This is a genomic window from Streptomyces sp. CA-142005 (assembly GCF_050942335.1).
GTDB lineage: Bacteria > Actinomycetota > Actinomycetes > Streptomycetales > Streptomycetaceae > Streptomyces.
This window is the reverse complement of the sequence record NZ_CP192078.1, coordinates 7,016,510-7,041,403: the sequence shown is the minus strand read 5'-3', so window position 1 is coordinate 7,041,403 and position 24,894 is coordinate 7,016,510. Positions and strand designations below refer to the sequence as shown.

At 71.6% G+C, this 24,894-nt stretch carries 18 protein-coding genes; 4 read left to right on the top strand and 14 right to left on the bottom strand.

Features of this window, described 5'->3' with window-relative positions:
- Positions 1-48 precede the first annotated feature (48 nt).
- From ACQPXS_RS32890 to ACQPXS_RS32860, 7 genes are all read right to left on the bottom strand, one after another.
- Positions 49-2,247: a protein kinase domain-containing protein gene (locus ACQPXS_RS32890; RefSeq protein WP_433452980.1), complete on the bottom strand. Its 2,199-nt coding sequence runs from the start codon at positions 2,245-2,247 to the stop codon at positions 49-51.
- A gap of 13 nt (positions 2,248-2,260) precedes the next feature.
- A complete protein-coding gene (locus tag ACQPXS_RS32885; RefSeq protein ID WP_433452979.1) occupies positions 2,261-3,259 on the bottom strand; it encodes a serine/threonine protein kinase in 999 nt (332 codons plus the stop codon).
- 107 nt (positions 3,260-3,366) lie between these two features.
- Complete coding sequence (locus ACQPXS_RS32880; RefSeq protein ID WP_351807079.1) at positions 3,367-3,666, bottom strand: WXG100 family type VII secretion target; 300 nt, start codon at positions 3,664-3,666, stop codon at positions 3,367-3,369.
- A gap of 78 nt (positions 3,667-3,744) precedes the next feature.
- On the bottom strand, positions 3,745-4,038 hold the full coding sequence (locus tag ACQPXS_RS32875) for a WXG100 family type VII secretion target (protein ID WP_433452978.1): 294 nt from the start codon (positions 4,036-4,038) through the stop codon (positions 3,745-3,747).
- A 200-nt stretch (positions 4,039-4,238) separates the two neighbouring features.
- Positions 4,239-5,465, bottom strand: a complete 1,227-nt coding sequence (locus ACQPXS_RS32870; protein ID WP_433452977.1) for a S8 family serine peptidase — start codon at positions 5,463-5,465, stop codon at positions 4,239-4,241.
- A 90-nt stretch (positions 5,466-5,555) separates the two neighbouring features.
- Complete coding sequence (locus ACQPXS_RS32865; protein ID WP_433452976.1) at positions 5,556-7,361, bottom strand: hypothetical protein; 1,806 nt, start codon at positions 7,359-7,361, stop codon at positions 5,556-5,558.
- A gap of 2 nt (positions 7,362-7,363) precedes the next feature.
- Positions 7,364-7,801, bottom strand: coding sequence for a hypothetical protein (locus tag ACQPXS_RS32860; RefSeq protein WP_433452974.1), 438 nt, complete (start codon positions 7,799-7,801; stop codon positions 7,364-7,366).
- 433 nt (positions 7,802-8,234) lie between these two features.
- Here ACQPXS_RS32860 and ACQPXS_RS32855 point away from each other — a divergent pair, with 433 nt between their 5' ends.
- The gene (locus ACQPXS_RS32855) at positions 8,235-8,747 is read left to right on the top strand and encodes a hypothetical protein (RefSeq protein ID WP_433452973.1); all 513 of its coding nucleotides are present in this window, start codon (positions 8,235-8,237) and stop codon (positions 8,745-8,747) included.
- A 548-nt stretch (positions 8,748-9,295) separates the two neighbouring features.
- On the opposite strand, the gene mycP is transcribed toward ACQPXS_RS32855, so the two are convergent.
- Together mycP and eccB are read right to left on the bottom strand one after the other, a co-directional pair.
- Positions 9,296-10,582: a type VII secretion-associated serine protease mycosin gene (gene mycP, locus ACQPXS_RS32850; RefSeq protein WP_433452971.1), complete on the bottom strand. Its 1,287-nt coding sequence runs from the start codon at positions 10,580-10,582 to the stop codon at positions 9,296-9,298.
- A 25-nt stretch (positions 10,583-10,607) separates the two neighbouring features.
- Positions 10,608-12,128, bottom strand: a complete 1,521-nt coding sequence (gene eccB / locus ACQPXS_RS32845; RefSeq protein ID WP_433452969.1) for a type VII secretion protein EccB — start codon at positions 12,126-12,128, stop codon at positions 10,608-10,610.
- A gap of 207 nt (positions 12,129-12,335) precedes the next feature.
- On the opposite strand from eccB, the gene eccE reads away from it, so the two are divergent.
- The 3 genes from eccE to ACQPXS_RS32830 all read left to right on the top strand — a co-directional run bounded on the left by eccE (position 12,336) and on the right by ACQPXS_RS32830 (position 17,803).
- Positions 12,336-13,697 carry a type VII secretion protein EccE gene (eccE, locus tag ACQPXS_RS32840; protein ID WP_433452968.1) on the top strand — a complete coding sequence of 454 codons (1,362 nt, stop codon included), beginning with the start codon at positions 12,336-12,338 and terminating at the stop codon, positions 13,695-13,697.
- Positions 13,697-14,461 carry a hypothetical protein gene (locus tag ACQPXS_RS32835; RefSeq protein WP_365334625.1) on the top strand — a complete coding sequence of 255 codons (765 nt, stop codon included), beginning with the start codon at positions 13,697-13,699 and terminating at the stop codon, positions 14,459-14,461. The genes eccE and ACQPXS_RS32835 overlap by 1 nt, the downstream gene beginning before the upstream one ends.
- 282 nt (positions 14,462-14,743) lie before the next feature.
- Positions 14,744-17,803, top strand: a complete 3,060-nt coding sequence (locus ACQPXS_RS32830) for an SCO5717 family growth-regulating ATPase (RefSeq protein ID WP_433452966.1) — start codon at positions 14,744-14,746, stop codon at positions 17,801-17,803.
- Between the two features lie 73 nt (positions 17,804-17,876).
- Here the strand turns inward: ACQPXS_RS32830 and ACQPXS_RS32825 are convergent, their stop codons facing one another.
- The 5 genes from ACQPXS_RS32825 to ACQPXS_RS32805 form a co-directional block, all read right to left on the bottom strand.
- Complete coding sequence (locus tag ACQPXS_RS32825; protein WP_433452964.1) at positions 17,877-18,824, bottom strand: bifunctional riboflavin kinase/FAD synthetase; 948 nt, start codon at positions 18,822-18,824, stop codon at positions 17,877-17,879.
- A 140-nt stretch (positions 18,825-18,964) separates the two neighbouring features.
- Positions 18,965-22,750: a trypsin-like peptidase domain-containing protein gene (locus tag ACQPXS_RS32820; protein WP_433452963.1), complete on the bottom strand. Its 3,786-nt coding sequence runs from the start codon at positions 22,748-22,750 to the stop codon at positions 18,965-18,967.
- Positions 22,751-23,061: 311 nt separating this feature from the next.
- The gene (truB, locus tag ACQPXS_RS32815) at positions 23,062-23,967 is read right to left on the bottom strand and encodes a tRNA pseudouridine(55) synthase TruB (RefSeq protein ID WP_433452961.1); all 906 of its coding nucleotides are present in this window, start codon (positions 23,965-23,967) and stop codon (positions 23,062-23,064) included.
- Complete coding sequence (rbfA, locus tag ACQPXS_RS32810) at positions 23,964-24,425, bottom strand: 30S ribosome-binding factor RbfA (protein WP_351807095.1); 462 nt, start codon at positions 24,423-24,425, stop codon at positions 23,964-23,966. Before rbfA ends, truB begins: the two co-directional genes overlap by 4 nt.
- A 41-nt stretch (positions 24,426-24,466) precedes the next feature.
- Positions 24,467-24,760: a DUF503 domain-containing protein gene (locus tag ACQPXS_RS32805; RefSeq protein WP_208898485.1), complete on the bottom strand. Its 294-nt coding sequence runs from the start codon at positions 24,758-24,760 to the stop codon at positions 24,467-24,469.
- Positions 24,761-24,894: the final 134 nt, after the last annotated feature.

Below are 24,894 nucleotides of genomic sequence, written 5' to 3'. Positions count from 1 at the left end.
GCCAGGCGTCGCTGAGCGCGATCCGCGGTTTCGCCGCTTCCGGTCATGTCACTTGAGGGGATAGGCGGTCAGGTCGGTGCTGTTCACGCCGAGAACCAACTTTGAGTCCGTGTCCGCACGGAACTGCTTTCCGCTCGTCCGGTAAGTCAGCGCAGTGGTGCGGTCCGACAGGCTGACCACATGCAGCAGGGCCGCGTTCTTGTAGTACGCGTACTCGGTTCCGAGGACGGGCTGCCAGGCGGTGGATGCCTCGTCCGCCGCTCCGCCCTTCTCGGTCCACAGGACTCGTCCGCTGGCCGCATCGAACGCCGTCAGCCCGGTCCCCGCACCCACCGCGTACACCACGCCCGCCCTGAGCGCCGGTGGACTGTATGCACGGTCCGTCGTGGTCTGCCAGGCCACGGCCCCGTCGCTCAGCCGTAGCGCTCGCAGCCGTCTGCCACCGAGATACACATGATCGCCATCCGCGGCGATCCCGCCGCGGAGGATGTCCGGATCGTCGATGTCATACGGCCTGTCCCACACCACAGCTCCGGTCGAGGTGTCCCGTACGACGATGTGTACGGTCCACTCCTGCACCTCTTGGAGTGTCACCAGGCGGCGGCCAACGGCCCGGGCGGCGAGAACGTGCAGCCTCTTGCTGTCGTCCGGCCGTGCAGGCAATGCCTTCGACCACAGCTGCTTGCCGGTCCGAAGGTCGGCGGCGCGGAGGGTGAAGGTCTGCCGGGCCATCATGTAGCCAGTTCCATCCTCCTTCCCGTTGCCAACGACGACGTACGCGACGCGATCGGTGACGTAGAGGAGTTGATGTGTTGAGAGCTCGTCGTTGGTATCCGCGAGCCGGACCAGTGTCTTGACCGTCTTGCCATTGTGCGGATCGACGGTCCGGAGGCTGACGGCGGACCCGAACCCGTCGTCGGTCACACTCCCCAGCGTGAGCCCGTAGAGGCGGCCACCTGCCACGATCATCTGCCAGCCGCTCTCTTGGCTGTACACCTGCCACTTGCTCGCGCCGCTCTTGGGACTCACGCCATGGGTGTATCCGCCCATGGGAACCACGATCATCCCGCCGATCCCCTGGGGGACGACCATGCCGAAGACGTCCGTGAGCATCGGGGAGTCGAACTGGTACGACCACAGCGGATCGAGGTTCCGCGTCCGGCGGGCGCTGCCCTGGCCAGTCGTACCTTCACCGCCCCGCGCTGCGGCGCGCTCCTGCCACCACCACGCGCCTCCGCCCGCCACCGCACCGGCGGCAAGTACGCCGGCGAGGGCGAGGAACCCGCGGCGCGACGGGCGACCACCGGTCGCCGTGGTATCCACCGCAGCCTCCGGACCGGCCGCCGGCGCGGGCAGACGCTGTGGCACCAGCCGCCAGACGTCGGCAGCCCGCCGCCCGATGTCCGCGAGCAGCTCGATGGGCAGGTGGTCCGCGAACTCGCCCCTGCCGTCGTGGAGTTGCGCCGCGAGCTGCCCCGTGGTGGGACGGGCCCCCGGCTCCTTGACCAGACACTGGGCCAGCACCGGCACCAGCGCGGCCGGTACCCCGTTGAGATCCGGCTCCGCGTACCGCACCCGGTACAGCAGATCCGCCGCCTGCCCGTGCCCGAACGGGCCGCGCCCGGTGGCCGCGTACACCAGCACCCCGGCGAGCGCGAAGACATCGCCGGCCGCGTCGTGCTCCTGCCCGGTGGCCTGTTCCGGGGACATGAAGGCAGGCGTGCCGACGGCGGCGCCGGCGCGGGTCAGACGGTCGTCGCCGATCGCCCGTGCGATGCCGAAGTCGATGACCTTCGGCCCGTAGGCGGTCAGCAGGATGTTGGACGGCTTGAGGTCGCGATGCACGACGTCCGACCGGTGCAGTTGACCGAGCGCCGAGCACAGGGCGGCGCCGAGGGCGCGTACGGACTGCTCGGGCAATGGTCCCCCGGCCTCGACAGCCGCGTCGAGCGGGGGGCCCAGCACGTACTCCGTGGCCAGCCAGGGCGTCTCGGCGAGCGGATCCGCGTCCATCACCCGCGCCCCGAACTGCTCGCCGATCACCCGGGCCGCATCCACCTCCAGCCGGAACCGGGTGCGGGCCGCCGGATCGTTGGCGATGGCGGCGTGCATGGTCTTCAGGGCGACGGTACGACCGCCGGCGGAACGCGCCACGTAGACGGTGCCCATGCCACCGCTGCCCAGCCGCGCGATGAGCCGGTACGGGCCGAGGGCGACGGGATCGTCATGGGTGAGGGGAGTCGGCATGCGGTTCTTGTCGTCAGTGGCTGGGGTGGGGTGCTGGGGCCGGGGACGGCGCTCCGCCGGGCGGCCAGGACGCGTGCACCGGTGTCTGTGCCGGCGTCGGCAACGGCACCTCGGCGGCCAGGACGGACGCCGACTGGTGAACGATGGCGGCGACGAGCCGGGCGGGCAGCCAACCGGGGGCGAGGAAGGCGTCCACTCGCGAGGGCGGAGCGAAACCGACCTGCCTGTCCGGCTGGGCGCCTCCCGCCAACTCATCGATGATCTCCGCGAGTTGGGGACGCTGGGCCGGGTCACGGGACAGACACCGCGAGACCAGCGAGCGCAGGGAGGGCGGAAGTTCCTCCCGTTCCGGCATCGTGTACCCGGTGGCGGCGTAGGCGAGCGTCGCGCCGAGCGCGTACACGTCGCCGAGCGGGCGCGGCTGCCCACCGGCGGCCTGCTCTGGCGGCAGGGAGCCGGGATCGAGGCCGGGCACCTCCTGCCGCGGGGCACCGTCCGGCGCGGCGGCCCGTATCGCCCCAAAGCAGGTGAGCCGGGGTCCGTCCACGGCGATCAGCACGGCGGCCGGGCAGAGCCCGGCGTGCGTCAGGTTCTGCCCGTGCATGACGGCCAGGTTCTCGGCCAGCGCGACGCCGAGCGCCCGGACCGTCCGCTCGGGCAGCGGTCCGCCGTGGAGGGCAAGGGCGATGGGGAGCGGAAGCGCGGGCACGTAGGGACGCGCGTGCCACGGTTGCTCGCCCGGGGCGGCGAGTTCGACGGCCGGGAGGACCCAGGAACCCAGGAGATACCGGGAGGCGTCGGCTTCGGCCATGAAGCGCTGCGGGTCGGCGGTCGCCAGGGGGCTGCTGAGCAGTACGGTGCGGTCGCCGTCGGCGCTGCGGGCAATGAAGCGGTGCTCGGGGACGGGCGTGTGTGCGGGAAGGCCGGAGTCGAGCCGCGTGACGACCGTGTACGGGCCGATCTGCCGGGTACCTCGGCCACTCGGTCCAGTGCCTGACGCGCGCCTGCTCATTCTTCGTCCCTCTGATTCGACTGCTCGGCCTTTGTCGCTCGGCACAACAGCAGGGTGGGCGCCTCCCGCGCGCGCCCACCCTGGAGTTGCTTCCGAGAGCCGTGTTCCTACTGGAAGTAGGAGGCCGCCTTCTTGTCGCCTTCCATGTACGTACCGCCGGACTGGGCGACGACGTGCCCAATGCCCTGGAGCGCCTGGTGGATGTCGTTCGCTTCCTTGTCCCAGCGCTGCAGCTTCTCGTGGAAGGTGCCCTGCGCCTGGCCCTCCCAGTACTGCAGGCTGTTCACCACCAGGCCGCGCAGGTCGTGCAGATCCGACTCGAGCTGGCTCGCCTGGTTACCGATGCTGGTCGCCGCGGTGTCGAGCCCGTCGTAAGTGACTGAGAGGCCCTCAGCGTTGTTGGCCATGCCTGTCTACCTCGTCTCGCTGGTGTGTAGCTGGTGAGTGCGCCGGTTGTCCGGCAGATGTCCTGTGTGTCGCTCGACTCAGTAGGAGTTCAGAGCGGACGTCGGAACGGTGGAAGCGCCGTCCTGGAGGTCGATCTTGTTGACCGCCGCGCGGACCTCGTCTTCCTTGCTGTCCTTGATGTTGCGCGTCGTGGTCATGGCCTCGATGACGTCGCCGAGGATGTTGCCGATGTTGCGCAGCGACTGGTTGATCTCGTACTGCTTCTTGTCGAACGCGGCACGGCCGATACCCTGCCACTGGCCCTCGAGACTGTCGATGACGCCCTGCAGCGCGTGCACGCGCTTCTGGATGTTCTCGTACTTCTCGAGCATCTGCTTCTCCAGACGGATTACTGCATCATCATGGAGCTTCTGCGTTCCGCCGGCCATGATCGGCCCTGCCTTTCGTGTGTCCGTTGTTGATCTGACGGTTTCGGCTCACCGCTGTCGCCTGTCGCTTCCAGCGGCGAGCACGCAGTGCCTGTCCTTGGCCGAACGGCACTGGGCTGATACGGCAGTTGGTGTCGATGGGCTCACCTGGCGCGCCGTGCCCGCGCGATGGCCAGGGCGCCGCCGCCGACCACGACGACCGCGCCAACGGCCCCGAGTGCGATCCAAGTGGTGTTTCCGCCGCCGCTCGATGACTCCGCGCTCGATCCTGCCGCCGAGGTTGCGCCGGTGGAACCCTTGTCCTGGGCTTGTGACGAGGCTGGTGCAGAAGGAGAAGAAGACGCTTCAGGGGCGACAGGGGCGACGCTTGCCCACTCCTTACTACGGTCCTGTTTCTCGAGCGGGTCGACATCGGCGGGGCCGGGATCGTAATTCTTGTCCGCCAGGACCACGCGGGGACGGATGATTCCGTAGCCGAGGTACTTGCTCGGCTTGTCCTTCGGCCAGGTGCGTCCAGCGGTGTCGAGAAGGGCGCGCTCGACCTGATACACAGTCCAGTCGGGGTGTGCGGACCAGATCAAAGCGGCGGCGGCTGAGGTGAGCGCGGTAGCCGGACTCGTGCCTTGCCGGTTGTCGCAATAACGGACGGTGCCGCCATCGCAATAACCCGGATATCCCTCACCAGGGGCCGCCAGGTCGGCGTAGCCTCCGCTTGAGGAAAAGCTCGACACGGTGAGGGACTTGCCGACAGATGCGACACCGAGGACGTAGGGGTAGGAGGCGGGATAATCGGCATGGCCGTTCTTCCCGTCATTACCCACTGCCGCAACCAGCAGCTTGCCCTTCGAGAGCGCGTATTTGACCGCAGCCTCGTCCTCCGCGAGGCTCATTCCACCAATGGAGATACTGATGATCTTTACGTCGGTATCGGCAGCAGCCCTCAACGCCTGGGCGGCGTCCGGAGTCCTGGCCTCTTCCTTCGCCCCTTTGATGCCCGTGACCTTGACGCGATAGGGAACGATCTTGGCGCCTGGCGCCAGTCCCTTCAGCCCACCGCCTGCCCCAGTGCCTGCGATCAATTCGGCCATGCTCGTGCCGTGGCCCGCGTAGTCGACCGTCGCGTGATAAGCCACCGACTTGGGGACCTCATCGGTCAAGACCTGCCCCTTGAGCGACGGCGTGTTCGCGTTCACCCCAGAGTCGATGACCGCTATCTTGACGCCCTTCCCCGTGCTCACCTTCCACATCTGCTCGGCTTGCATGGGGCCCAAGTACCACTGCTTCGACTGTTCGTCGGACGCGGCGGCACCCGGGGCCAAACCGACGGTCACAACGGTCAGGGCGCCGACGACCGCGCCCACCGCGCGCACTCGTCTTCCGCAGCGCGCCCTGCGGACGTCAGCCTGCTCGGCTCGTCGGCTGGTCCCTGACTTCATGGCGTTGACTGTCCTCGCTTGCGTTCAGTTGGTGACCGGCGGCACTTCGCGCCGGGGCTTGTTCGGCAGGTGTGTCTCTTCGTCCTCGACCACGTAGTCGGGGCGCGGAGCTGCGTCCGTCTTCCGCTGGTCGCCGGGCTTTCCCTTCTGATCGGCGCCGCGTGTCAGGCCTGCGCCACCACGGGTCATGCCTTTGCGTTCGGCTCCTGCCTCGGAGTTGCGCGCGGTCGGCCTGCCCGTGACAGCTTCGGCCGACCCGGCACCGGAACGTGAACCACCGGTGACACCTGTACCCGGCCGCGCCGAGGACTCGGGCGCGCCGAAGACACCGCGCTGGCCCAACCGGCCGGTCGCGGGCCGGGAGTTGGCCTGCTCCTCGCCGCCGACGACCGTGCCGCGCGGGATCCTCGACCCGTTCTTCGCCGACGGATTCGTGGCGGACGGCCGTCCCCCGACGACTCCGTTGGACCGGGCCGCGCCGGTGGTCGGACCGCTGCCCGTACGTGGTGCCCCCGTGCCTCCGGGTCGTGGTGTGCCGCCCGTGACTCCTCGGCCCATGGGCGAGGACGTCCTCGGTCCGGAACCGGCGCCTTTGGCAGCGGACTGACCAGTCGAAGTCGCGCGGCCCATCTGGTCCATGGGCCCTCGCCCCGCGGAGCGCCCGGAGCCCGGATTGGTCAGCTCGGACGTACTCGCGCGCCCCTGAGCGGTCGGTGGGTTGCGGAACCCGCCGGCGCCGTTCAAGCCCCGGCCCGAGGTGGCGTTGGGCATAGGAAGCCTGAAGCCACCGCCGTCGAACACGTTGGGTTGGCTACCACTTGTAGGAGGCGTGCCCGTGAGCGGCGGAGTGTGACTGGGCCCGGATGTGGTGGTCGTGGGCGGCGGCAGCGTGCCCGTGGTATCGATGTGCGTACCCACCGGCGCGTCCGGGTGCCTGACTCGGTCCGTGACATCCGTTGCGGGGGCTGGCGTGTCGCTTCCGGGTGTTGGCGTGTGGCTTGTGCCGCTCGGAGTCACATGACGCACCGGCTCCACTGTCGGGTGGTGCCCTGCGACCACGCTTGAGCCCGTGCCATGCGAAGCAGAACCCTGTGTAGCGGGTTCGTCAAATTTGCTGGGCTTGGGCACCCCGACGTTCGGCAGGCCGCCGAAGTCAGGAGCGCTCTTGTGCAAGTCCTGCAGCGATTGGTTCGACACCGCATAGTAAGACGCCAACCGGTTCATCTGGTTGACCGCCTCTTGGCGGTGCTTCTCCACCGTTACTGCAGTGGCGTACCCCTCTTTGTCCGCCGCCTTTTCGGCCGCCGTGAACTTTTCGGGCCGCGTCGGAACCGCTCTCGTGTCGCGGGGAAGCTGCATGGCATTACGAACAGACGCCAGCCCCTCGGCGGCGGTGGCGATCGAGTCACCGGCTCCGCCCGCGAAATCGGCCAGCCCATGTGCGTTCTTGACGAGATTGTCGCCCCATGCACGGAAGTCGTCGCCCGCCTTGCCGACCCAGACGACCGTATCGAACTTGCCCTTGAGTGTTTCGGCTGCCTTCTTGATGGCGTCGCGCGCGTCCCAGAGGGCCCGACCGGAGGACTCCAGGTCCTCCGGGTTCGTCTGATCGACCAGGTCGAGCATCGCGTTCAGGTCATAGTTGTCGAATTCCGTCCGCTTGACCATGGCCTGCCCGTACGGGGTGGCCTTGGCAACAGAGCGAAGGATCTCGACGGGATTGAAAAAGAGGCCGCCAGTACTGGGCTGGTCCCCGAGGCCCCGAGCGAAGTCGGTGAACTTGTTCTCCGTGGAGACCCGGTCCATGTCCGCTTTGTGCTTGTCGGTCATGTTCAGAGCCTCCCCTTCTCGCCGCCGCCGGCGTTCGCGCCGCCACCGGCGTTCTTACCGCCGCCGGCGTTCTTGGCGCCCTGCGAATCGAGTTGCCTGATCTCCGCCTGGATCTCGTAGAACCTGCGACGCTGCTCTTCCTCAAGGTTGTCGAAGGTGCCGTTGGCCCCCTTGACGGCGATGCCGATCGCCTCGATCTGCAGATGCAGGGCCTTGGAAAGGTTCGTCAGCGTCTCGTGGACAGCGTTGAACGTCCCGTACAGGGCGTCGGCCTCATGGAACGCTGCAGACCCGCTGCGGAGCGACGTGTGCCGGATCGTCTGCTCGCCGACTCGCGCCGGATTGCCGGCCGACTTCTCAAGATCCTGCAGGACGCTGTCCACTGTGTTGACGAACTGCGTCAAGGCGTCTCCGCTGACCTTGAGGTTCGCAGCCGACACGCCCCCCACCATGTCTGCCGGAAGCACGACACTCCTCCCCGTTTCCCCGTACACCATCGGTCTCGACCGAGGCGAGACCGATCGTCCGCTCGCCGTACGATCGCAAAGCGAGCCGCGACTCACAGCACTTGACCACTGTAGTCAACCTGCCCAACGGGTCCAACCGGCATATGTGTTGACTCGGTTACGAGACTGAACCAGGCGTCTCGGTTTGCCCGATTTGCGGGTGTGCGGTGAGGCGATGTGCGGTGACCGCCGGGCGCTCTCAAGGCCGTCGGCCAACCCTGACCGCGATCGCCTATGAAGGCGCGGCATCGCTGGATCTTTGCAGAACTTCCACATGCGACCGGTCGTTACCGACCACGCTCCAGTTCCTGCCGACAAGGCCTCCCCGGCCGCGAGCTGACGGTGGTTCCCTTCGTAGGCTGACCACATGGGACTCTTCGACAAACTGACCGGCACTCAGCATCCCCCGGAGGGAGTACCACCGATCCCGGGCGAGGAGCTGCGGGCAGCTCTGCTCGGACTCAATCAGCCCGATGTTCCGTACGTCATCCGTTACGGCGGCGGTGAGGGATGCGACCTTCTGGCGGAGTGGCGGTTGACGGAGCCCGCCTGGCAACAGGTCTTCGTGCAGTCCCAGATCAGTCACGCCGTGCGGATCCGGATGCGGTTGGACCGCAAGGGGCACGAGGTGCGCGCTCTGGAGGAGCAGTGGGAGGTCTCGCGGGTCGGGACTCCGACGAGGCTCCAGATCTCTTCCGAGTACACGCGCGGACCGAGCCGGACCGTCAGCCGCGAGTGGACGATCGGACGGGGGGAGAGCGGTCGGCTCGAGGCGACGGAGACCTTCCGCTTCGACAGTGCCGAGCTGCGCCAGCCGCTGCGCGACACTGTCCTGAAGTCCGGCTGGACCTGGCGAGGCGTGGTCTTCGGCAAGCTGTGAGGTCAGCCGGCCTGCCCACCACTCCCCCGGGTCAGCACTCCCTTTTCTGCTTCGTCACAGCGATCCGGTGTCCCCGGTACGTCAGTGAGCTCTCCCCGCCGTTGAGCCCGGGCGGGGAGTAGTCGTCCGTCTGTCGTCGGCCGTGTCGGCGTCGCATGGGGTGGCGGTCACGCCGGTCTGCGGGGCGTCGCCGCCGCCGTACTCGACCAGTTTGCCCTCGAGCAGCGACGCGTAGGGCGTAGAAGTGCAGCGGCGTGCCGGAGCCGTCGACCGTGAACCGGTAGCCGTCCAGGTCGTCCGTGGCCCGATGCACCGCGCTGGTCAGCTCGCTGTCGTCCCGGGGACGTGCGGTCGGAGACGCCGAAGCCCTGGACGGCCGTGTAGATGCCATAGCCGGCGAGGCTGATGAAGAGGATCCGCGCGAAGACGAAGGCGCCGTCGGGCAGTTCCGGTGCCGATGGACTGATGCGCGCGCCAGGAGCGGACCCGGTCCGCCTTCACGCACGCCACGGCCGGCAGCACGGCGGACAGGAACAGGCCCAGCACGTTCAGTTTGTCCAGGGCGTTCGTCGCCCGGTCTCCAGCCTGCCGCGCCTGCGCCGCGCGTCGCGTACCGCCACCGCCGTACCGCTGAGCCCCGCCACCAGGACCAGGACGCCCACGACGACGTAGGTCGCCATGCGGCTGTTGCGCTCCTCCGCGGTCTCGCCGAAGTGCAGCGGCGTGACCGACGGGGCCTCCGCCTTGGACACGCCGCCCTCGGGGTGCGGGGACTGGACGGGGTGCTCCGGATCCACGTCCGAGAGTGCCTTCACCGGGTCCACCACGCCCCAGCCCACGAGCCGGTCGTGCCCCGGGATGGAGCGTTCCGCGGTCTGCTCGATCTGGGCGACGACCTCCTGGGCCGTCCAGTCGGGGTACTTGGCCTTCAACAGGGCAGCCACACCCGCCACATAGGGGGCCGAGAAACTCGTGCCGTTGTCGGAGCAGTGGCCGCCGCCGGGAACCGTGGAGATCATGTCGACGCCGGGTGCGGCGACGCCCACCGTGTCCTGCGACTGTGAAAACGGCGCCCGTTCGTTGTTGCGGTCGGAAGCCGCCACGGCCAGGACGCCCTTGTACGACGCCGGGTAGGTCAGCTTGACGTTGCCGCCCAGGCCGTCGTTGCCGGCCGAGGCCACGACCACGACGTGCCGGCTCAGGGCGTAGTCGACGGCCGACTGCAGCGCCGGGCCGCCCGAGACCGCGTTGGCCGTGTCCTGGGAGATGTTGATGACGTCCGCGCCCTTGGCGACCGCGTCGCGGATCGCCTGGGCCAGCTTGTCCGCCGTGCCGTCGCCTTCGGCGTCGTTCTGCTTGATCGGGATGATCGTCGCGTCCGGTGCCAGGCCGACGAAGCCCGTCCCCTTCATCGGGCGGGCCGCGATGATGCCCGCCACGCGCGTGCCGTGGCCGACCGTGTCCGTGGTGCCCGACTTGTTGCCGCGGTCTATCGCCTCGCCCTTGGCGTTCTTGGCCGGGAGCAGATTCTCGCCCTTCGACGCGTCCACGGCCTTGGTGAGCTGCGGATTCTTCACGTCGACCCCGGTGTCGATCACGGCCACCTGAACGCCCTTGCCCGTCGACAGCGCCCACAGCTCGTCGAGGTTGACGCGCTGCAACGCCCACGGCCGGCCCGCGTACGGCTTCGACGGGAACGTGCACTGGCCGTCGTCCGCCAGGGCCGGGGCGGCGGGGAGGGCGATCACCGTCGTCGTCGCGGTGAGGACCGTCGCGGCGGTCAGGGCCGCCGCTCTTGCCGCGGTCCCCGGCGTGCCTGCCTTCGCCTTCAGCATGATTCCGTTCTCCTCCGCCCCGCCGCTAGGAGCCCTGCGGCTGCCGTGCCGCCGCCTCCGACAGGCGCGGTCCCGTCGGCAGGAACGTCGACCACTCCATCGGGATGGGGGCGGGAGACACCTTCTCGTAGCCGAGATGGGTCTGGGCGATCCTCGCCTCCTGCAGCTCCTCCTTGCGCTTCTTGGCGGAGGTGCCGATGCCTTCGTTGTTGCTGTCGCTGTCGCTGTTGGACTGGAGGGCGTAGCGCAGTCCGGTGTCGGTCACCAGGAAGACACCGCCGACCGAGGTCTCCGTGCCCTGGAACTGGCGGTAGAGCTGGCCGGAGCCCGGGGTGACGTACCCGCTGGAGGAGCCGGTGGGCAGCTGGGCGGGGAAGTCCGTGCCCACCCATGTCGACAGGGTGGTGCCGCCCTTGGCGCCGACCGAGCGCAGGACGTTGCAGACCGTGTTGCGGCCGCTGGTGGCGCTGGAGCCGTCGTTCACCGTCCTCGGCTTGTACGTCGGCCAGTTCCTGCCGCCCTCGAAGGTGGTGCTGTCGGCGATCGCGCCGGGGCTGACCTTCTGTGCCTCGCCTGCCTGGCCGACGTTGACGAGCTGTCCGCTGTTGAGCAGGAGCGTGGCCGTGAACTCGGAGATGCGGGCGACCTTGCCCTGCAGCACGACGTAGTACTGGAGGGTATGGCCGTCGTACGCCTTGATGACCTCGCCGACCTTGTCGTACTGGTCCGGCAACCCTGCGCCGGCCTTCGCGCCGGGCGTGCCCTGGATGCGGGGGATCGAGACCGCGTCGCCCTTATGCAGGGTGGCGAGCCACTCCTGGGAGACGCGCTGCGGGGCACGGCCCTGGGTGTCGAGGGCCTTGAGCAGTTCCTTGTCGTCCGGGTTCCCGATCTGGTACGCCGTGCCGTGTGCGTCGACGACGTACTGGGTCTTGCCGTCCGGGGCGACGACGTACATCAGGTCGCCTCCGGTGAGCCGGTCGGCTCCCTCCGTCTTGGGCCATTCCTTCTTCGCGAGGACGAAGGCCGCCTTCTGGATGGCCCGGCCGCCGGCGCCGGGCCGCTCGCAGACCGCCCAGCGCTTGGCGGCCGAGGCCTCGTCGGCGGAGGGCAGGCGGTCGGGGGCGTAGGGGATGCCGATGGTGACGCCGTGCGGGGGTTTGCCGCTGTCCAGGATCTTCTCGTCGACGGTGATGACGCTGTCGTTCTCGGGGCTCAGCAGCAACTTGGCCGAGGCCATGTTGAGGACCGGGTGCAGCTGCACCTGCTTGCCCGTCTTCAGGACGACGTACCGCGTCGTCGACTCGCTGGCGACGATGACGTGCTTCTCCGGGTCGTCCCACCCCTTGGGCGCCGTCGGGCTGAACATCCCGATCGCGCCGAACACCGCGAGGACCACGGCGCCGACGACGAGACCGGGCACCAGTGCGCCCAGCGGCTTGGGGGCGCCTTCCTCCGAGCCGGAGGGCGAAGGCTGAAGGAATGCTGCGAGCGTGCGGCGCTTCGCGAAGGTGTAGGCGTTGAGTTCGTGCCGCCGTGATGCCATCTGTGTCCGCTCTCTCCCCGTTGCGGAGCCGTGGGGGACCTGTGAAGATCCGTCCCCCGCCCTCGGTTGCCTCTGGTGACTCGACTGTCAGACCCGCCCCCTACTATGCCTGTTGCGTGGGTGTGCTTGTGGCACGGGTAGGGTGCTCACGGCTTGAAGGGACCGGAGCTCAAAGGGTTTCCGGGTGAGTTCGGGGGTTTTGGAGTGATGGCTTCCGCAACGCGGACCCGGTCGCGATCGCAATCGGGATCACGACCTCGTCGCACGCGCCGCTCGAGTGCCCGCGGCTCGTCTTCCTCTCAGCCCACCACCCAGCAGGTACCGGCCACTTACCAGGGTTCGTTCACGCCGCATCCGGAGTCCCGTTCGGGCCGCGGCGGTTCGTTCGCGCTGCAGCGGCTGGTGCTGCTGGAGATCGCGGGTGCGCTCGTGCTGTGCGGGTGGCTCGTGGGCACGGTCGCCCTGATCGCCGTCGCCCCGGTCGCCGCGCTGTTCGTGGTCCTCGCGGTCGTACGCCGCCGGGGACGCTCCCTGCCGGAATGGCTCAGCACCCTGCTGGCGCTGCGGACCCGCAAACGGCGGGCGGCGAGCACACCGGTGCCGGCGGGCACCGACGCCGGACTCGCACCGGCCGTGGAGTGCGACCCGACCCTGCGCACCTACAGCTACAGCCGCGGCGACGACCGCGACCAGCGGCCGATCGGCATGGTCGGCGACGGCGGCTTCCTGACCGCGGTGCTCCAGGTGGAGTCGGACGCCGACGCGCTGCGCGCGGAGCGCGGCCGCAGACCGCTTCCGGTGGGCCTGGTGCGGGACGCCCTCGAAGTCGACGGAATCCGGCTGGAGTCGGCGCAGATCGTCGTGCACACCCAGCCCGCGCCCGCGCTGCACCTGCCCCAGCAGTCGGTCGTGGTCAGCAACTACGCGCCCCTGCAGGCCCAGACCGGCTCCCCCGCGGTGCGCATCACGTGGATCGCGCTGAAGCTGGATCCCGAGCTGTGCCCGGAGGCGGTGGCCGCGCGCGGCGGCGGACTGACGGGCGCACAGAAGTGCCTGACCCGCTCGGCCGAGCATCTGTCGAGCCGGCTGACCGGCGCCGGGTTCCGGGCGAGCGTGCTCACCGAGGAGGAGCTGACGGCCGCCATCGCGACGTCCGCGTGCGCCAACCCCATGGTGACGGCCCAGGCCGGGCGCGGCGAGGCGCCGCAGCGCCGCACCGAGGAGTCCCTCCGCAGCTGGCGCTGCGACAACCGCCGGCACACCACCTACTGGGTGCGCCGCTGGCCTCAACTGGGCGGATCGGGTGGCTCGCTGGCGCAGTTGGTGGCGCAGCTGACCGAGGTGCCCGCCCTGGCGACGACCTTCAGCCTGACCCTGGCCAAGGGCGCGCAGCAGGACGTGGCCATCACCGGCCATGTCCGCATCACCGGCCGCAGCAACCAGGAACTGACCGACGCCCGGCGCAATCTGGAACAGGCCGCACGGTCTGCGCGAACCGGACTTGCCCGCCTGGACCGTGAACAACTCCCCGGTGTTCTGGCCACCCTGCCGCTTGGAGGTGCCCGCTGATGGCCCTGTCGACATCTCCCACGCCGTCCGGCACGGCCTCGTCGGCGCCCGGACTCGGCGAACGGCTGCGCACCGGCTTCGGTCTCCTCGGCCCCCGCCATCCGCGGCATGTGCTGCCCGTGGAGCAGGCCGACGCGCTGTCCCTGCCCATCGGTGACGACGGCGTGGTCGTCGGCGTCAACGCCGAGGGCCGGCCCGCCGTGCTCGGGGTGAACCGCCCCACGCCGTACGACATCGTGCTCATCGGCGGCCTGTGGACCGCGCAGGTCATGGCGCTGCGGGCGGCGGCGACGGGGGCGCGCGTGGCCGTCGAGACGGGGCGCGCACAGGCCTGGATGCCCATGGTGCACGCCATGGGCGGCGGGCAGAACGGCCTCGCGGTGTACGACGTCGGCCGTGTGCCCCCGCAGGGCGCCTCGGCCGGTACGCCCGTGCTGGTGGTGCGGGACTGCGGCATGCGCCCGCCGCGCGGACGTGTGGTGTCGGCTCCCTGGCAGTCGGTGCTGACGCTGCTGCCGTATCTGAGTCCGGTCGCGCCGCGGTTGATGCGTCAGGCGCGCCTGGTGGGCGTGCAGCGGGTGTCGCCGGACGAAGCGGTGGAGATCGGGCGGGTGATGGGGCTCCCGCGCCCCGAACTCGACACGCTGCCCACGCTTCCGGACGGAGTGACCCTCTGGTGCACGGAGCGGGACCGGCAGTACGTGGTGACTCGGGCGACCGACGCCGAGACGGGACTGCTGGGCGTGGCACGCCGGATGGACTGACGCGTCCAACTTGCCTGGTTTCTCACGAGCACTGTTGTCACGTTTTGGTGTACGTCCGGGTGCGCCGTGGCCGTCTCGGGCCCGGTGTGACGCGTCGGACGGGCAGGAAGGGGCAGCCGGGCCTGCCAGTCGCGTCGCTTTGGTGATTAGGCTGGGGTCGGGCGGTGCGCGCGCTGCGACGCGGGGGTCCGTCGACCCAAGGGGGAAGCCCGGCGAATCGTGCGACAGGAACGGTCGCCCCCAAGCACGGCATGAGGGTGTTCGACCACACCAGGAGGAACTGTGAACAGCGATCGGGACGGGATCCGCGGGGGTTGGGACACACCCGACGACGACCAGACCGACGCGGAGTCCGCCATCGAGATGACGGGCGAGTTCACCATCGACTACGCGCCGCCCGCCTGGTACACGCAGAACGCGCAGGGCTCCTCCGGTGCGCCGTCGCCGGCTCCGGTACCCCCGCCGCCCCCGCAGGGCGCTCCGTTCACGCCGCCGCAGGGGACTTCGTACGCGCCACCGCCCCCGCAGGCCCAGGGCGCGCCCTATGCTCCGCCTGCGCCGGCCGAGGGCACCCCCTACTCCGCGCCCGCGCCGCCCGTCGGAACTCCCGTTCCGATGCCGCGGTTGCCGGAGGGCTTCGAGGCGCAGCCGCCGCAGGCCGCCCCGCCGGCTCAGCAGGCGCAGCCGGAGGCGCCGGCGCCCACGGTGGAGCCGGAGACGGGCAACGGGGACCTGGAGAGCGGGGCCACCATGCGGTTCTCCGCCGTGGCCCTGAAGCGCGAGATCGCCGAGATCGCCGAGCGCGCGGCCGCGATGCGGGACGGCGCCGGCGACGAGGGCTCGACGGAGGGTACGGCCACGGGCTCCGCCGGTGCCGAGAGCGACGCGGCCGAGGGTGCCGGGGAGCTGTCGCGTGCGCAGTCCGCGAAGGTGCTCTCCGCGGAAGCCGGTTCCGGGGAGGAAGCGGCTGTCTCCGAGGCCGACGCGGATGAAAGCGAAGGCGAAGGCGAGAGCAAGGCCCAGGTCGAGGACACGGCCGAGGGTGACGCCGGTGCCGAGGCCGGGGACACCGACAGCGCCCGGGACGGGTCCGCCGAGGATGCCGAAGCCGACCTCGCCAAGGCCGACAACACCCAGTCCGACAACACCGAGTCCGACGACGCCGACTCCGACGCCTCCGGATCCACGGACGCCGTGGCGCAAGGTGCCGTCGACTCTGACGGCACCACGACCGAGGCCACCGCGCAGGACGGCGCGTCGCAGACCGGCGCGCCCCAGGCCCCCGTGCCGCCCGCTCCCGCCCAGGACGCCCAGCCCGGCTGGACGCCTCCGCCCGCGCCGCAGAGTGGTGTGCCCCCGCTGCCGCCCTCCTATCAGCCCGCGGCGCCCGCTCCGGCGGCCCAGTGGCCCGCGCAGCAGCAGCCCGGCCCGATGCCCGGACAGCCGCAGCCGTCGGCCGGGCAGGGCGCCGGTGGCGGGCCCGGCCAGCAGCCGCCGTTCCAGCCGCAGGCCCCGCAGCCCGCGCCCGCCGCCTGGCACCAGCCCAACCAGGCGAACCAGCCCGGCGTGCCCACCGCACCGCAGCCGACCCCCAACGGCCCGAACACAGCAGGCGGTTACGGCTTCCCCCAGCCGCCCGCGCCGCAGCCGACCCCCAACGGCCCGAACGCGGCAGGCGGTTACGGCTTCCCGCAACCGGGCACCCCCAACGCCCAGCCTCAGCCTCAGCCTCAGCCTCAGCCACAGGCCCAGCCCCAACCCCAGCCCCAGCCCCAGCCCCAGCCCCAGCCCCAGCCCGGCGGTTACGGCTTCCCCCAGCCGCCCGCCGCCCAGCCGAACCCCAACCACCCCAACGCAACTGGCGGTTACGGCTTCCCGCAGCCTCCGCAGGGCCCCGACGGCGCGCCCGCGGCCACCGAGGGACAGCAGGCCCCTCAGCCACCCCAAGCCCCCCACATGCCCCAGGCCCCGCACGCTCCCCAGGCGCCGGTGGATCCGCGTTCCGGTGCGGCGTGGCCGCAGCCGCTCCAGCACGACCAGCGGCAGCCGACCAACCCCGGTGCCGCGCCGCTCGGTTACACGGCCGCCGTGGAGCTGTCCTCGGACCGGCTGCTGAACAACAAGAAGCAGAAGGCCAAGAGCGGACGGCCCGCGGCGGCGGGCGGCCGGTTCAAGCTCGGCGGCAAGAAGGAGGAGGCCGAGCGGCAGCGCAAGCTGCAGCTGATCCGTACGCCGGTGCTGTCCTGCTACCGGATCGCGGTCATCAGCCTCAAGGGCGGTGTCGGCAAGACGACCACGACCACCGCGCTGGGCTCCACCCTCGCCACCGAGCGGCAGGACAAGATCCTCGCCATCGACGCGAACCCGGACGCCGGTACCCTCGGGCGGCGCGTGCGCCGGGAGACGGGTGCCACCATCCGCGACCTCGTCCAGGCGATCCCGTATCTGAACTCGTACATGGACATCCGGCGGTTCACCTCGCAGGCGCCCTCCGGTCTGGAGATCATCGCCAACGACGTGGACCCGGCCGTCTCGACCACGTTCAACGACGAGGACTACCGGCGCGCGATCGACGTCCTCGGCCGGCAGTACCCGGTCATCCTGACCGACTCCGGCACGGGTCTGCTCTACAGCGCCATGCGTGGCGTGCTGGACCTCGCCGACCAGCTGATCATCATCTCCACGCCCTCCGTGGACGGTGCGAGCAGCGCCAGCACGACGCTGGACTGGCTGTCCGCGCACGGGTACGCCGACCTGGTCTCCCGGTCCCTCACGGTCATCTCCGGGGTCCGCGAGACCGGCAAGATGATCAAGGTCGAGGACATCGTGTCCCACTTCGAGACGCGGACCCGCGCCGTCGTGGTCGTGCCCTTCGACGAGCATCTGGCGGCCGGTGCCGAGGTCGACCTCGACATGATGCGGCCGCGGACGCGCGAGGCGTACTTCAACCTCGCCGCGCTGGTCGCCGAGGACTTCGTGCGGCACCAGCAGGCGCACGGCCTGTGGACCAGCGACGGCAACCCGCCGCCGGTCGCCGCCCCGCCGATGCCGGGCCAGCCGATGCCGGGCCAGCCCTACCCGCAGGCACCCGGCCAGGAGCTGTACACGGGGCCGCCGCAGCCCTACGCGCCCCAGCAGGCCCAGCCGCCGTACCCGCAGGCACCCGGCCAGCAGCCCTACCCGCAGGCCGCGCCGAGTCAGCAGCCCTACCCGCAGGCCGCGCCGGGTCAGCAGCCGTACCCGCCGCAGCAGGGCCAGCCGCAGCAGCCCGGCCAGCCGTACGGCTACCCGCAGCCCCCGCAGGGACAGCAGCCGCCGCAGGCCCCGCCGCAGCAGCAGTAGCCGCAGCAGACGAAAGGGGCGGCCGGTGCTCATCGCACCGGCCGCCCCTTCGTGCAGTGGGAACGCCGAAGGCCTACTCCTCCGCCGCCACGATCTCCCGGCACCGCTTCACATCCGCCGCCATCTGCTCCAGCAGGGCCTCCAGCGACTCGAACTTCGCCTGGCCGCGCACATAGGCGAGGAAGTCGACGGCGACGTGCAGGCCGTACAGGTCGAGGCCGACGCGGTCGATGGCGTACGCCTCCACCGTGCGCTCGGTGCCGTCGAACTGCGGGTTGGTGCCGACGGAGATCGCGGCCGGCATGGCCTCGCCCTCGACGTGCAGATAGCCGGCGTACACGCCGTCGGCGGGGATGGCGGTGTGCGGGAGGGTCTCGACGTTGGCCGTCGGGAAGCCCAGTTCGCGGCCGCGCTGGGCGCCGCGGACGACCACGCCCTCCACGCGGTGCGGGCGGCCCAGGATCTCGCGGGCGCCCTCGACGTCGCCCTCGGCGACCAGGCGGCGGGTCAGGGTCGAGGAGAACGGCTGTCCGCCGCCCGCCTCGCCGGTGACGTACAGGTCGACGACCTCGACGTCGTAGTCGTAGATCTTGCCCTGCTCGGCCAGGAACTCCACGTTGCCGGCGGCCTTGTGGCCGAAGCGGAAGTTCGGGCCCTCCACGACCGCCTTCGCGTGCAGCTTGTCCACCAGGACCTTCACCACGAAATCGGCGGGCGAGAGCTTCGAGAACTCGGTGGTGAAGGGGAGGATCAGGACCGCGTCCACGCCCAGGTCGGCCATGAGCTCCGCGCGGCGGTGGTGCGGGGCGAGCAGCGGCGGGTGGCTGCCGGGGCGGACGACCTCGCTGGGGTGCGGGTCGAAGGTGACCACGACGGCGGGGACGCCCAGCTCACGGGCGCGGTCCACGGCGTGCCTGATGATCAGCTGGTGGCCGCGGTGGACGCCGTCGTAGGAACCGATGGTGACGACGCTGCGCCCCCAGTCCTGGGGGATGTCCTCCAAGCCACGCCAGCGCTGCACTGTGACCGCTCCTCGAACCCGTGTCCATATCGACGCCTAAGACTTGCGCAGGTCTAAGGGTGCCATGCCGGGTGCCCCGGACCCGCATCGGTATCGGGGCTGTGACCGGGCGCACGTTCACGGCACCTCCCTGTCACCGCTCACGCCGGTACGCGGACGCCGGCGAGGTTCTCCAGCATGCGGCGAGTGCTGGGGCCCACGACGGCGGCCCAGTCCTCCGGGGCGGCGGCCAGCCAGCCGGCCATGCGCGCGGCGAATCCGGGCACGTGCCGGCCCAGGTCGACCAGGCCGCGGTCGAAGCGGGTGGCGCCCTCGGGGGTGCGCACGAGGAGCAGACCGGTGCGGTGGACGAGCCCGCGGACCTCCTCCTCCCGGCCGTCGTCGCAGCCGTCACCGTGCTCGGCCGCCGCGTGCAGTACGGCGTCCAGCACGGACGGTTCCTGTTCCCGGGCGAGCAGCAGTTCCAGGAGCTCCCGGCGCAGCGGGCGGGAGGCGGGGGTGGCGGCGGCGGCGAGGACGGTGGCGAGGGCGGCACGGAGCTGTTCGGGTGCGCCGTCGAGCAGGCCGGTGACCAGGGGCAGCAGGACGGGGCGGGCGCTGGGGCCCTCGGCGAGGCGGCGGTCGACGTGGCCGGCGACGGGTCCGGCGGTGTGCGGGCGCAGCCGTGCGGTCTCCTGCAGCACGGGGACGACGCGGCGGGCCAGGGCCGGGGTGGTGACGTCCGTGAGGGTGCGAAGCGCCTCCCCCACGGTGCCCGCCGCCTCCCCCGCGCGCGGGCCGCACAGCCGGGTGCGGAAGGCCTCCAGGACCGGTTCGGGGTGGGTGGCCAGGGCGGGGGCCAGGGCGCTCGGCGGGAACTGCGGATCGCCGTCGGCGAAGTGCCGCAGGGCCGCGGCGAGGTGCCGGTCGCGGGTGTGCGGGTCGTGGACCAGCAGGGCGAGGGCGCCGCCGTGCAGGGCGCGGTCGGCGGGGCGGGCCAGCAGGGCGAGCGCGGCGTAGCGCAGCAGCTCGCGGTCGGCCTCCGTACGGACGTGCGGGGCCGCGCGCAGGCCGTGGGCCACGGCCGCGGTCCGGCGGGCCGGGCGCTCGTCGTGCGCCCAGCGGTCGACCGCCCGGCAGACGGCCGACGGCTCGTCCTCGGCGAGGGTCGCGAGCAGTTCGTCGGCACGCCGGTGCGCACTGGCCGCCAGGATCTCGGTGAGGTCGTCCAGCGCGCCGTGCCGGTGGGTGTGCAGCAGCGCCTGCGCGGCGGTCGCGACGGTGGCGTGCGGGGTCGCGGGCAGCGGCCGTTCGTCGTCGAACCAGCGGGTCAGCCGAGGCTGTACGACGGCGGGCGCGGCGGCGAGCAGCCGGGCGACGGCGTCCAGGTAGCGCTCGCCGGCCTCCGGGGGCGCCTGGTCGGCCAGCACGAGCCGGCGCAGCAGATCGAGCCGCTCGGTGTCGCAGACCGGCAGTTCGGTCCAGAAGCCGGGACCGAACTCGGCCGGCACGGGCCGCCGCGCCCGGCGCCAGGCGACGATCCGGTCGGCCAGCAGCCGCAGCACCTCGGTGTACGGCGTCGCGTCCGGGACCTGCAGCAGGGTGCGGGCGAGCAGCCGGGCGGCCCACCAGGAGCCGGGGTCGCGGTCGAGGGCGTCCGTCAAGTCCCGCAGTCGGGTGGCGAGTTGGCGGTCTCCGTGCTGCCGGGCGAGGTGCAGCAGGGCCTGCACGACGGGGCCGACGCGATGGTGCGGCACCGGCACGGGAGCGGTTTCGCGGTCGGTACGGGGGCGGTGGACCAGCGCGCGCAGAGCTTCGTCGAGGTCCAGGTGCAGGCCCTGGAGCCAGTCGGCCAGCTCCTCGTGCGCGAAGCGGTAGCCCGGGCCGGCCGGGACGAGCAGGCCCTCGGTCAGTACGGCGGACGCCCATCCGGTGCCGCCGCCGAGCCGGGCCGGCGCGGGCCCCCAGGGGAACACCGCCTCGAACGACGCCCGGTCCAGCTCGCCCTGCCCGGGGCCGAGGCTCCGCCGGGCGGCCTCGTGCACCTGCCCGGCCACGCGAGCGGCGAGCCGGCGTACGGCGGTGCCGCGCGGGCCGCTCTCCGCAGCCAGCCGGACCGCGATCCGCAGGCACATCAGGTCCAGGTGGGCGGCGAACACCTCGTGCCGGTCGACGGGTCCGGCGCCGTCCCGGACGTCCGGGGCGGCGGCCCGCACCTCGGACAGCAGCCGGAGGGTGAGCGGATGCCGTGCGTCGCGCTCGGCGAGGAGGCCGTCCGGCAGCCCGTAGCGGGCGCGGGCCAGGCGGGCCTCGTCCTCCGTCAGGTCGGGGAGGTGCAGGCAGGGCGGGAGGGGGGTGGGGGATGCGGTGCTGGTGGTTTGCGGGGTGGGCGGCGCGCCGAGGGTGACGGTGGCGGCGGGCGTCGCGGAACTGTGGGCGGTGACCGGGGCAGCGAGTGCCACGGGACGGGTCGAAGCGGCGGAGGCCGCCGGCGCGGCGCCGGGAGCCGCGGGAGGCGCCGGAGCGTGCAGCAGGTCGGCGGGGAACTCCGCTCCCGCTCGCTCCCAGTACTCCTCCCGGCAGGCCACCACCAGCCGTGCCCCGGTCCGGCGGAGCCAGGCGGCCGTTGCCCTGGTCCAGTCGGGAAGGCGGTGGGCGAGGCCGGGGGGCATCTCCTCGGGGCCGTCGAGGAGGACCAGGAGCGGGCGGCCGGCCCGGGCGGCGAGGCGGGCCAGGTGTTCGGGGCCGAGGTCCCCGAGGGACTCCGGCTGGACGGAGCGGGCGGCGGCGACGATCCTGGCGGCCCGTTCCAGGGTGCGGCGGGCGGCGTCGGCCACGCAGTCGTCGGCGTCCTCCAGGTCGGCGCCGCGCAGCCACAGCGTCGGGGCGGCCGGCTCGCCGTGGGCCCGGCGGGCGGCGAGGGCCGCCAGTGCCGTCGTACGGCCGCTGCCGGGTGCGCCGACGAGCCCGAGCACGGCCCGCTCGCCGTCCGTGAAGGCGGCCAACTCCCGTGCGACTCCCTGGCGTTCGACCGGCTCCACGGCACCGGCGGGAAGGCCCTGGGGGCCGTCCTGGGCGGCCGAGGTGGCGGTCAGCTGCAGAAGGCCGGCCAGGTTGAGGTCGCCGCCGTAGGCGGGCACGGTGGCCGCGTTGCGGGCGAGCAGCTCGCCGAGGGGGCCGTCGGCGGGCCGGAGCGGCACCGCGAAGCCCGTGTCGCCCTGCGCGGAGTGCAGGGCGGTGCCGAGGACGCCGATCACCGCGCCGGTCTCCGCGTCGAGCACCGGTCCCCCGGCCGCCCCGCCGCCCAGCCGCAGCGCGTCCCGGCCTGCGGTGCCGATCGCCAGCTCCAGCGCGTCCTGGAGGAGGTGGAAGCGGTCGGTGGCGGTGTACGTCACCTCGGTGGCGGCCAGTACCCGCGCCTGGCGCCAGCAGCCCGCGGGGATCCGGACATAGGTTCCGGCGTCGATCCGCTCCCGCACGGACAGCGGCAGCGGGTCGAGACCGAGGCCCTCGGTGCGGACGAGTGCCAGGTCGCGCTCGGGCAGCGGGGTGACGGCGTCGGCGGCGACCACACAGGTGCGGTCGCCGCCGGCGACCTGCAGCACGAGCCGGGGCAGGCCGTCGACCGCCTCGTGGCTGGTGAGCAGGGTCCCCTGGTGATCGGCGAGGAAGCCGACGCCCCGGGGGCGGCCGGCGAGGTCGCGGATCTGGACGAGGGCGGGGTCGGGCAGCGGGCCGCCGGGATGCGGGTCCGGTGTGGCCGGGGGACGTGAGGGCGCTGTGGCTTGGGTGAGACCTGTGGTGCCGGTGGTGTATCCAGTGGTGCCCGCGGCACCCCTGTCGTCCGTACGATTCCGCTGTCCCCGGCGGAAGCCTTCCGCCCTCTCGCGCGCACCGTCCGCCGCCGACCGGCCACCGCTTACGGTGCGCGGGCCCCGTCCCGCCATGGCCCGTACCTCCCCGCCCGAGCTCACGCGCACTGTCTTCCGTCGCGCTGTTGTCGACGTTAGGCGCGCGATGATCGGCGGGACAGATCGCCTGGCGAACGCGCCCCCTTCCGCTCCCCCGGTTCACTCCGAGCGCCTGCCCGGTCGGGTGAATAGGCGGGAGCCGTTGGATAACCCTAGAGGTGGGGGAACCGAGGGGGGACCGTGGAGCGGCGGCAGGGGGCTCGCCCCGTGGCCGGCCGCCGCTCCACGGGCGACGCGCAGAGGTGACACCCGTGGCAGGTGTCCCGGCAGACGTCCCGGCCGATGTCTCAGCCGAAGACGGCCAGGCTCTTCGCCTTGCCCTTGTGGTGTTCTACGAGCGCGAGGAAACGGCCCTCGGCTTCGAAGACGGCGACGGGACCGGCGCCCGCGTACTCCTCGGGCATCTCCAGCCGGACGCCGTTCAGCAGCAGCCGGGCGCGCCGGGGGTCCACCTGCCAGCGCGGGAACGCGGCCGCGGCGGCGTCCGCGATCGGCATCACGGTCAGCTCCTGCTGGAGCTGGTCCAGCGTCTTCGCCGTATCGATCTTGTACGGTCCGACGCGCGTCCGGCGCAGCGCGGTGAGGTGGCCGCCGACGCCGAGATCGGCGCCCAGGTCACGGGCGAGGGCGCGGATGTAGGTGCCGGAGGAGCAGACGACGGAGACGATCAGGTCGAGGACCTGGGTGCCGTCGTCGGTCACGGCGTCCCGGACGTCGTACACGGTGAAGGAGGAGACGGTCACCGGGCGGGCGGGGATCTCGAAGTCCTCGCCGTCGCGCGCCCGCTTGTACGACCGTACGCCGTCGATCTTGATGGCGCTGACCTTGGACGGCACCTGCATGATGTCGCCGGTCAGCTTGGCGATGCCGGCGTCGATGGCGTCCCGGGTCACCTTGGAGGCGTCGGTGGACGAGGTGACCTCGCCCTCGGCGTCGTCGGTGATCGTGTTCTGGCCCAGGCGGATGGTGCCCAGGTACTCCTTCTCCGTGAGGGCGAGGTGCCCGAGGAGCTTGGTGGCGCGCTCGACACCGAGGACCAGGACGCCGGTCGCCATCGGGTCGAGGGTGCCGGCGTGGCCGACCCGGCGGGTCCGGGCGATGCCGCGCATCTTGGCGACCACGTCGTGCGAAGTGAAGCCCGACGGCTTGTCGACGATGACGAGGCCGTCGGGCGTGGTGTGCTTCTGCGTCATTCCGCGGCGTCGCCGTCCGTGTCGGTCGTGTCGTCCTCGGACGGCTTCTTGTACGGGTCCGCGCCGCCGGCGTACGTGGCGCCGGTGGCCGCCTCGCGCACCTTCTCGTCGGACTGCCGCGCCTTGTCGAGGAGGTCCTCGATGGTCCGGGCGGTGTCCGGCAGTGCGTCCGCGACGAAGGTCAGGGTCGGCGTGAACTTCACGCCGGCCGCGCGTCCCACCTCGGAGCGCAGGATGCCCTTGGCGCTCTCCAGGCCCGCCGCTGCGGCCTTCCGCTCCTCGTCGTCGCCGTAGACCGTGTAGAAGACGGTCGCCTCCCGCAGGTCACCCGTGACCCGGGTGTCCGTGATGGTGACGTGCGAGCCGAGCCGCGGGTCCTTGATCCCGCGCTGCAGCTTCTGGGCCACCACCTCCCGGATGAGGTCCGCCAGCCTTTTCGCCCGCGCGTTGTCGGCCACTGGTCCGTCTCCCGTTCCTTGTTTCTTCTTGCGTTCTGTGGTCAGTCGTCTTCGCCGTGGAAGCGCCGTCGTACGGACAGCAGCTCGACCTCGGGGCGGCCCGCGACCAGCCGTTCGCACCGATCCAGTACGTCGGTGAGGTGGGCCGCGTCGCCGGAGACCATGGCGAGGCCGATGATCGCTCGCCGGTGGAGGTCCATGTGGTCCACCTCCGCCGCGCTCACCGCGTACTTCCGCTGGAGTTCGGCGACGATCGGGCGGACGACGGAGCGCTTCTCCTTCAGCGAGTGGACGTCGCCGAGGAGGAGGTCGAAGGACAGAGTCCCCACGTACATGTTGTGTGCCGGGTATACCCGCCGGTACGGGATCGATGGCCTGGGAGCCACGTTACCGCCTGGCCGTCGGTGGCTCGACCGACTTTCCTGGTCACCGTCGGCCTCGGCGCCGCCCGGGGGCTCCGCCCCGGACC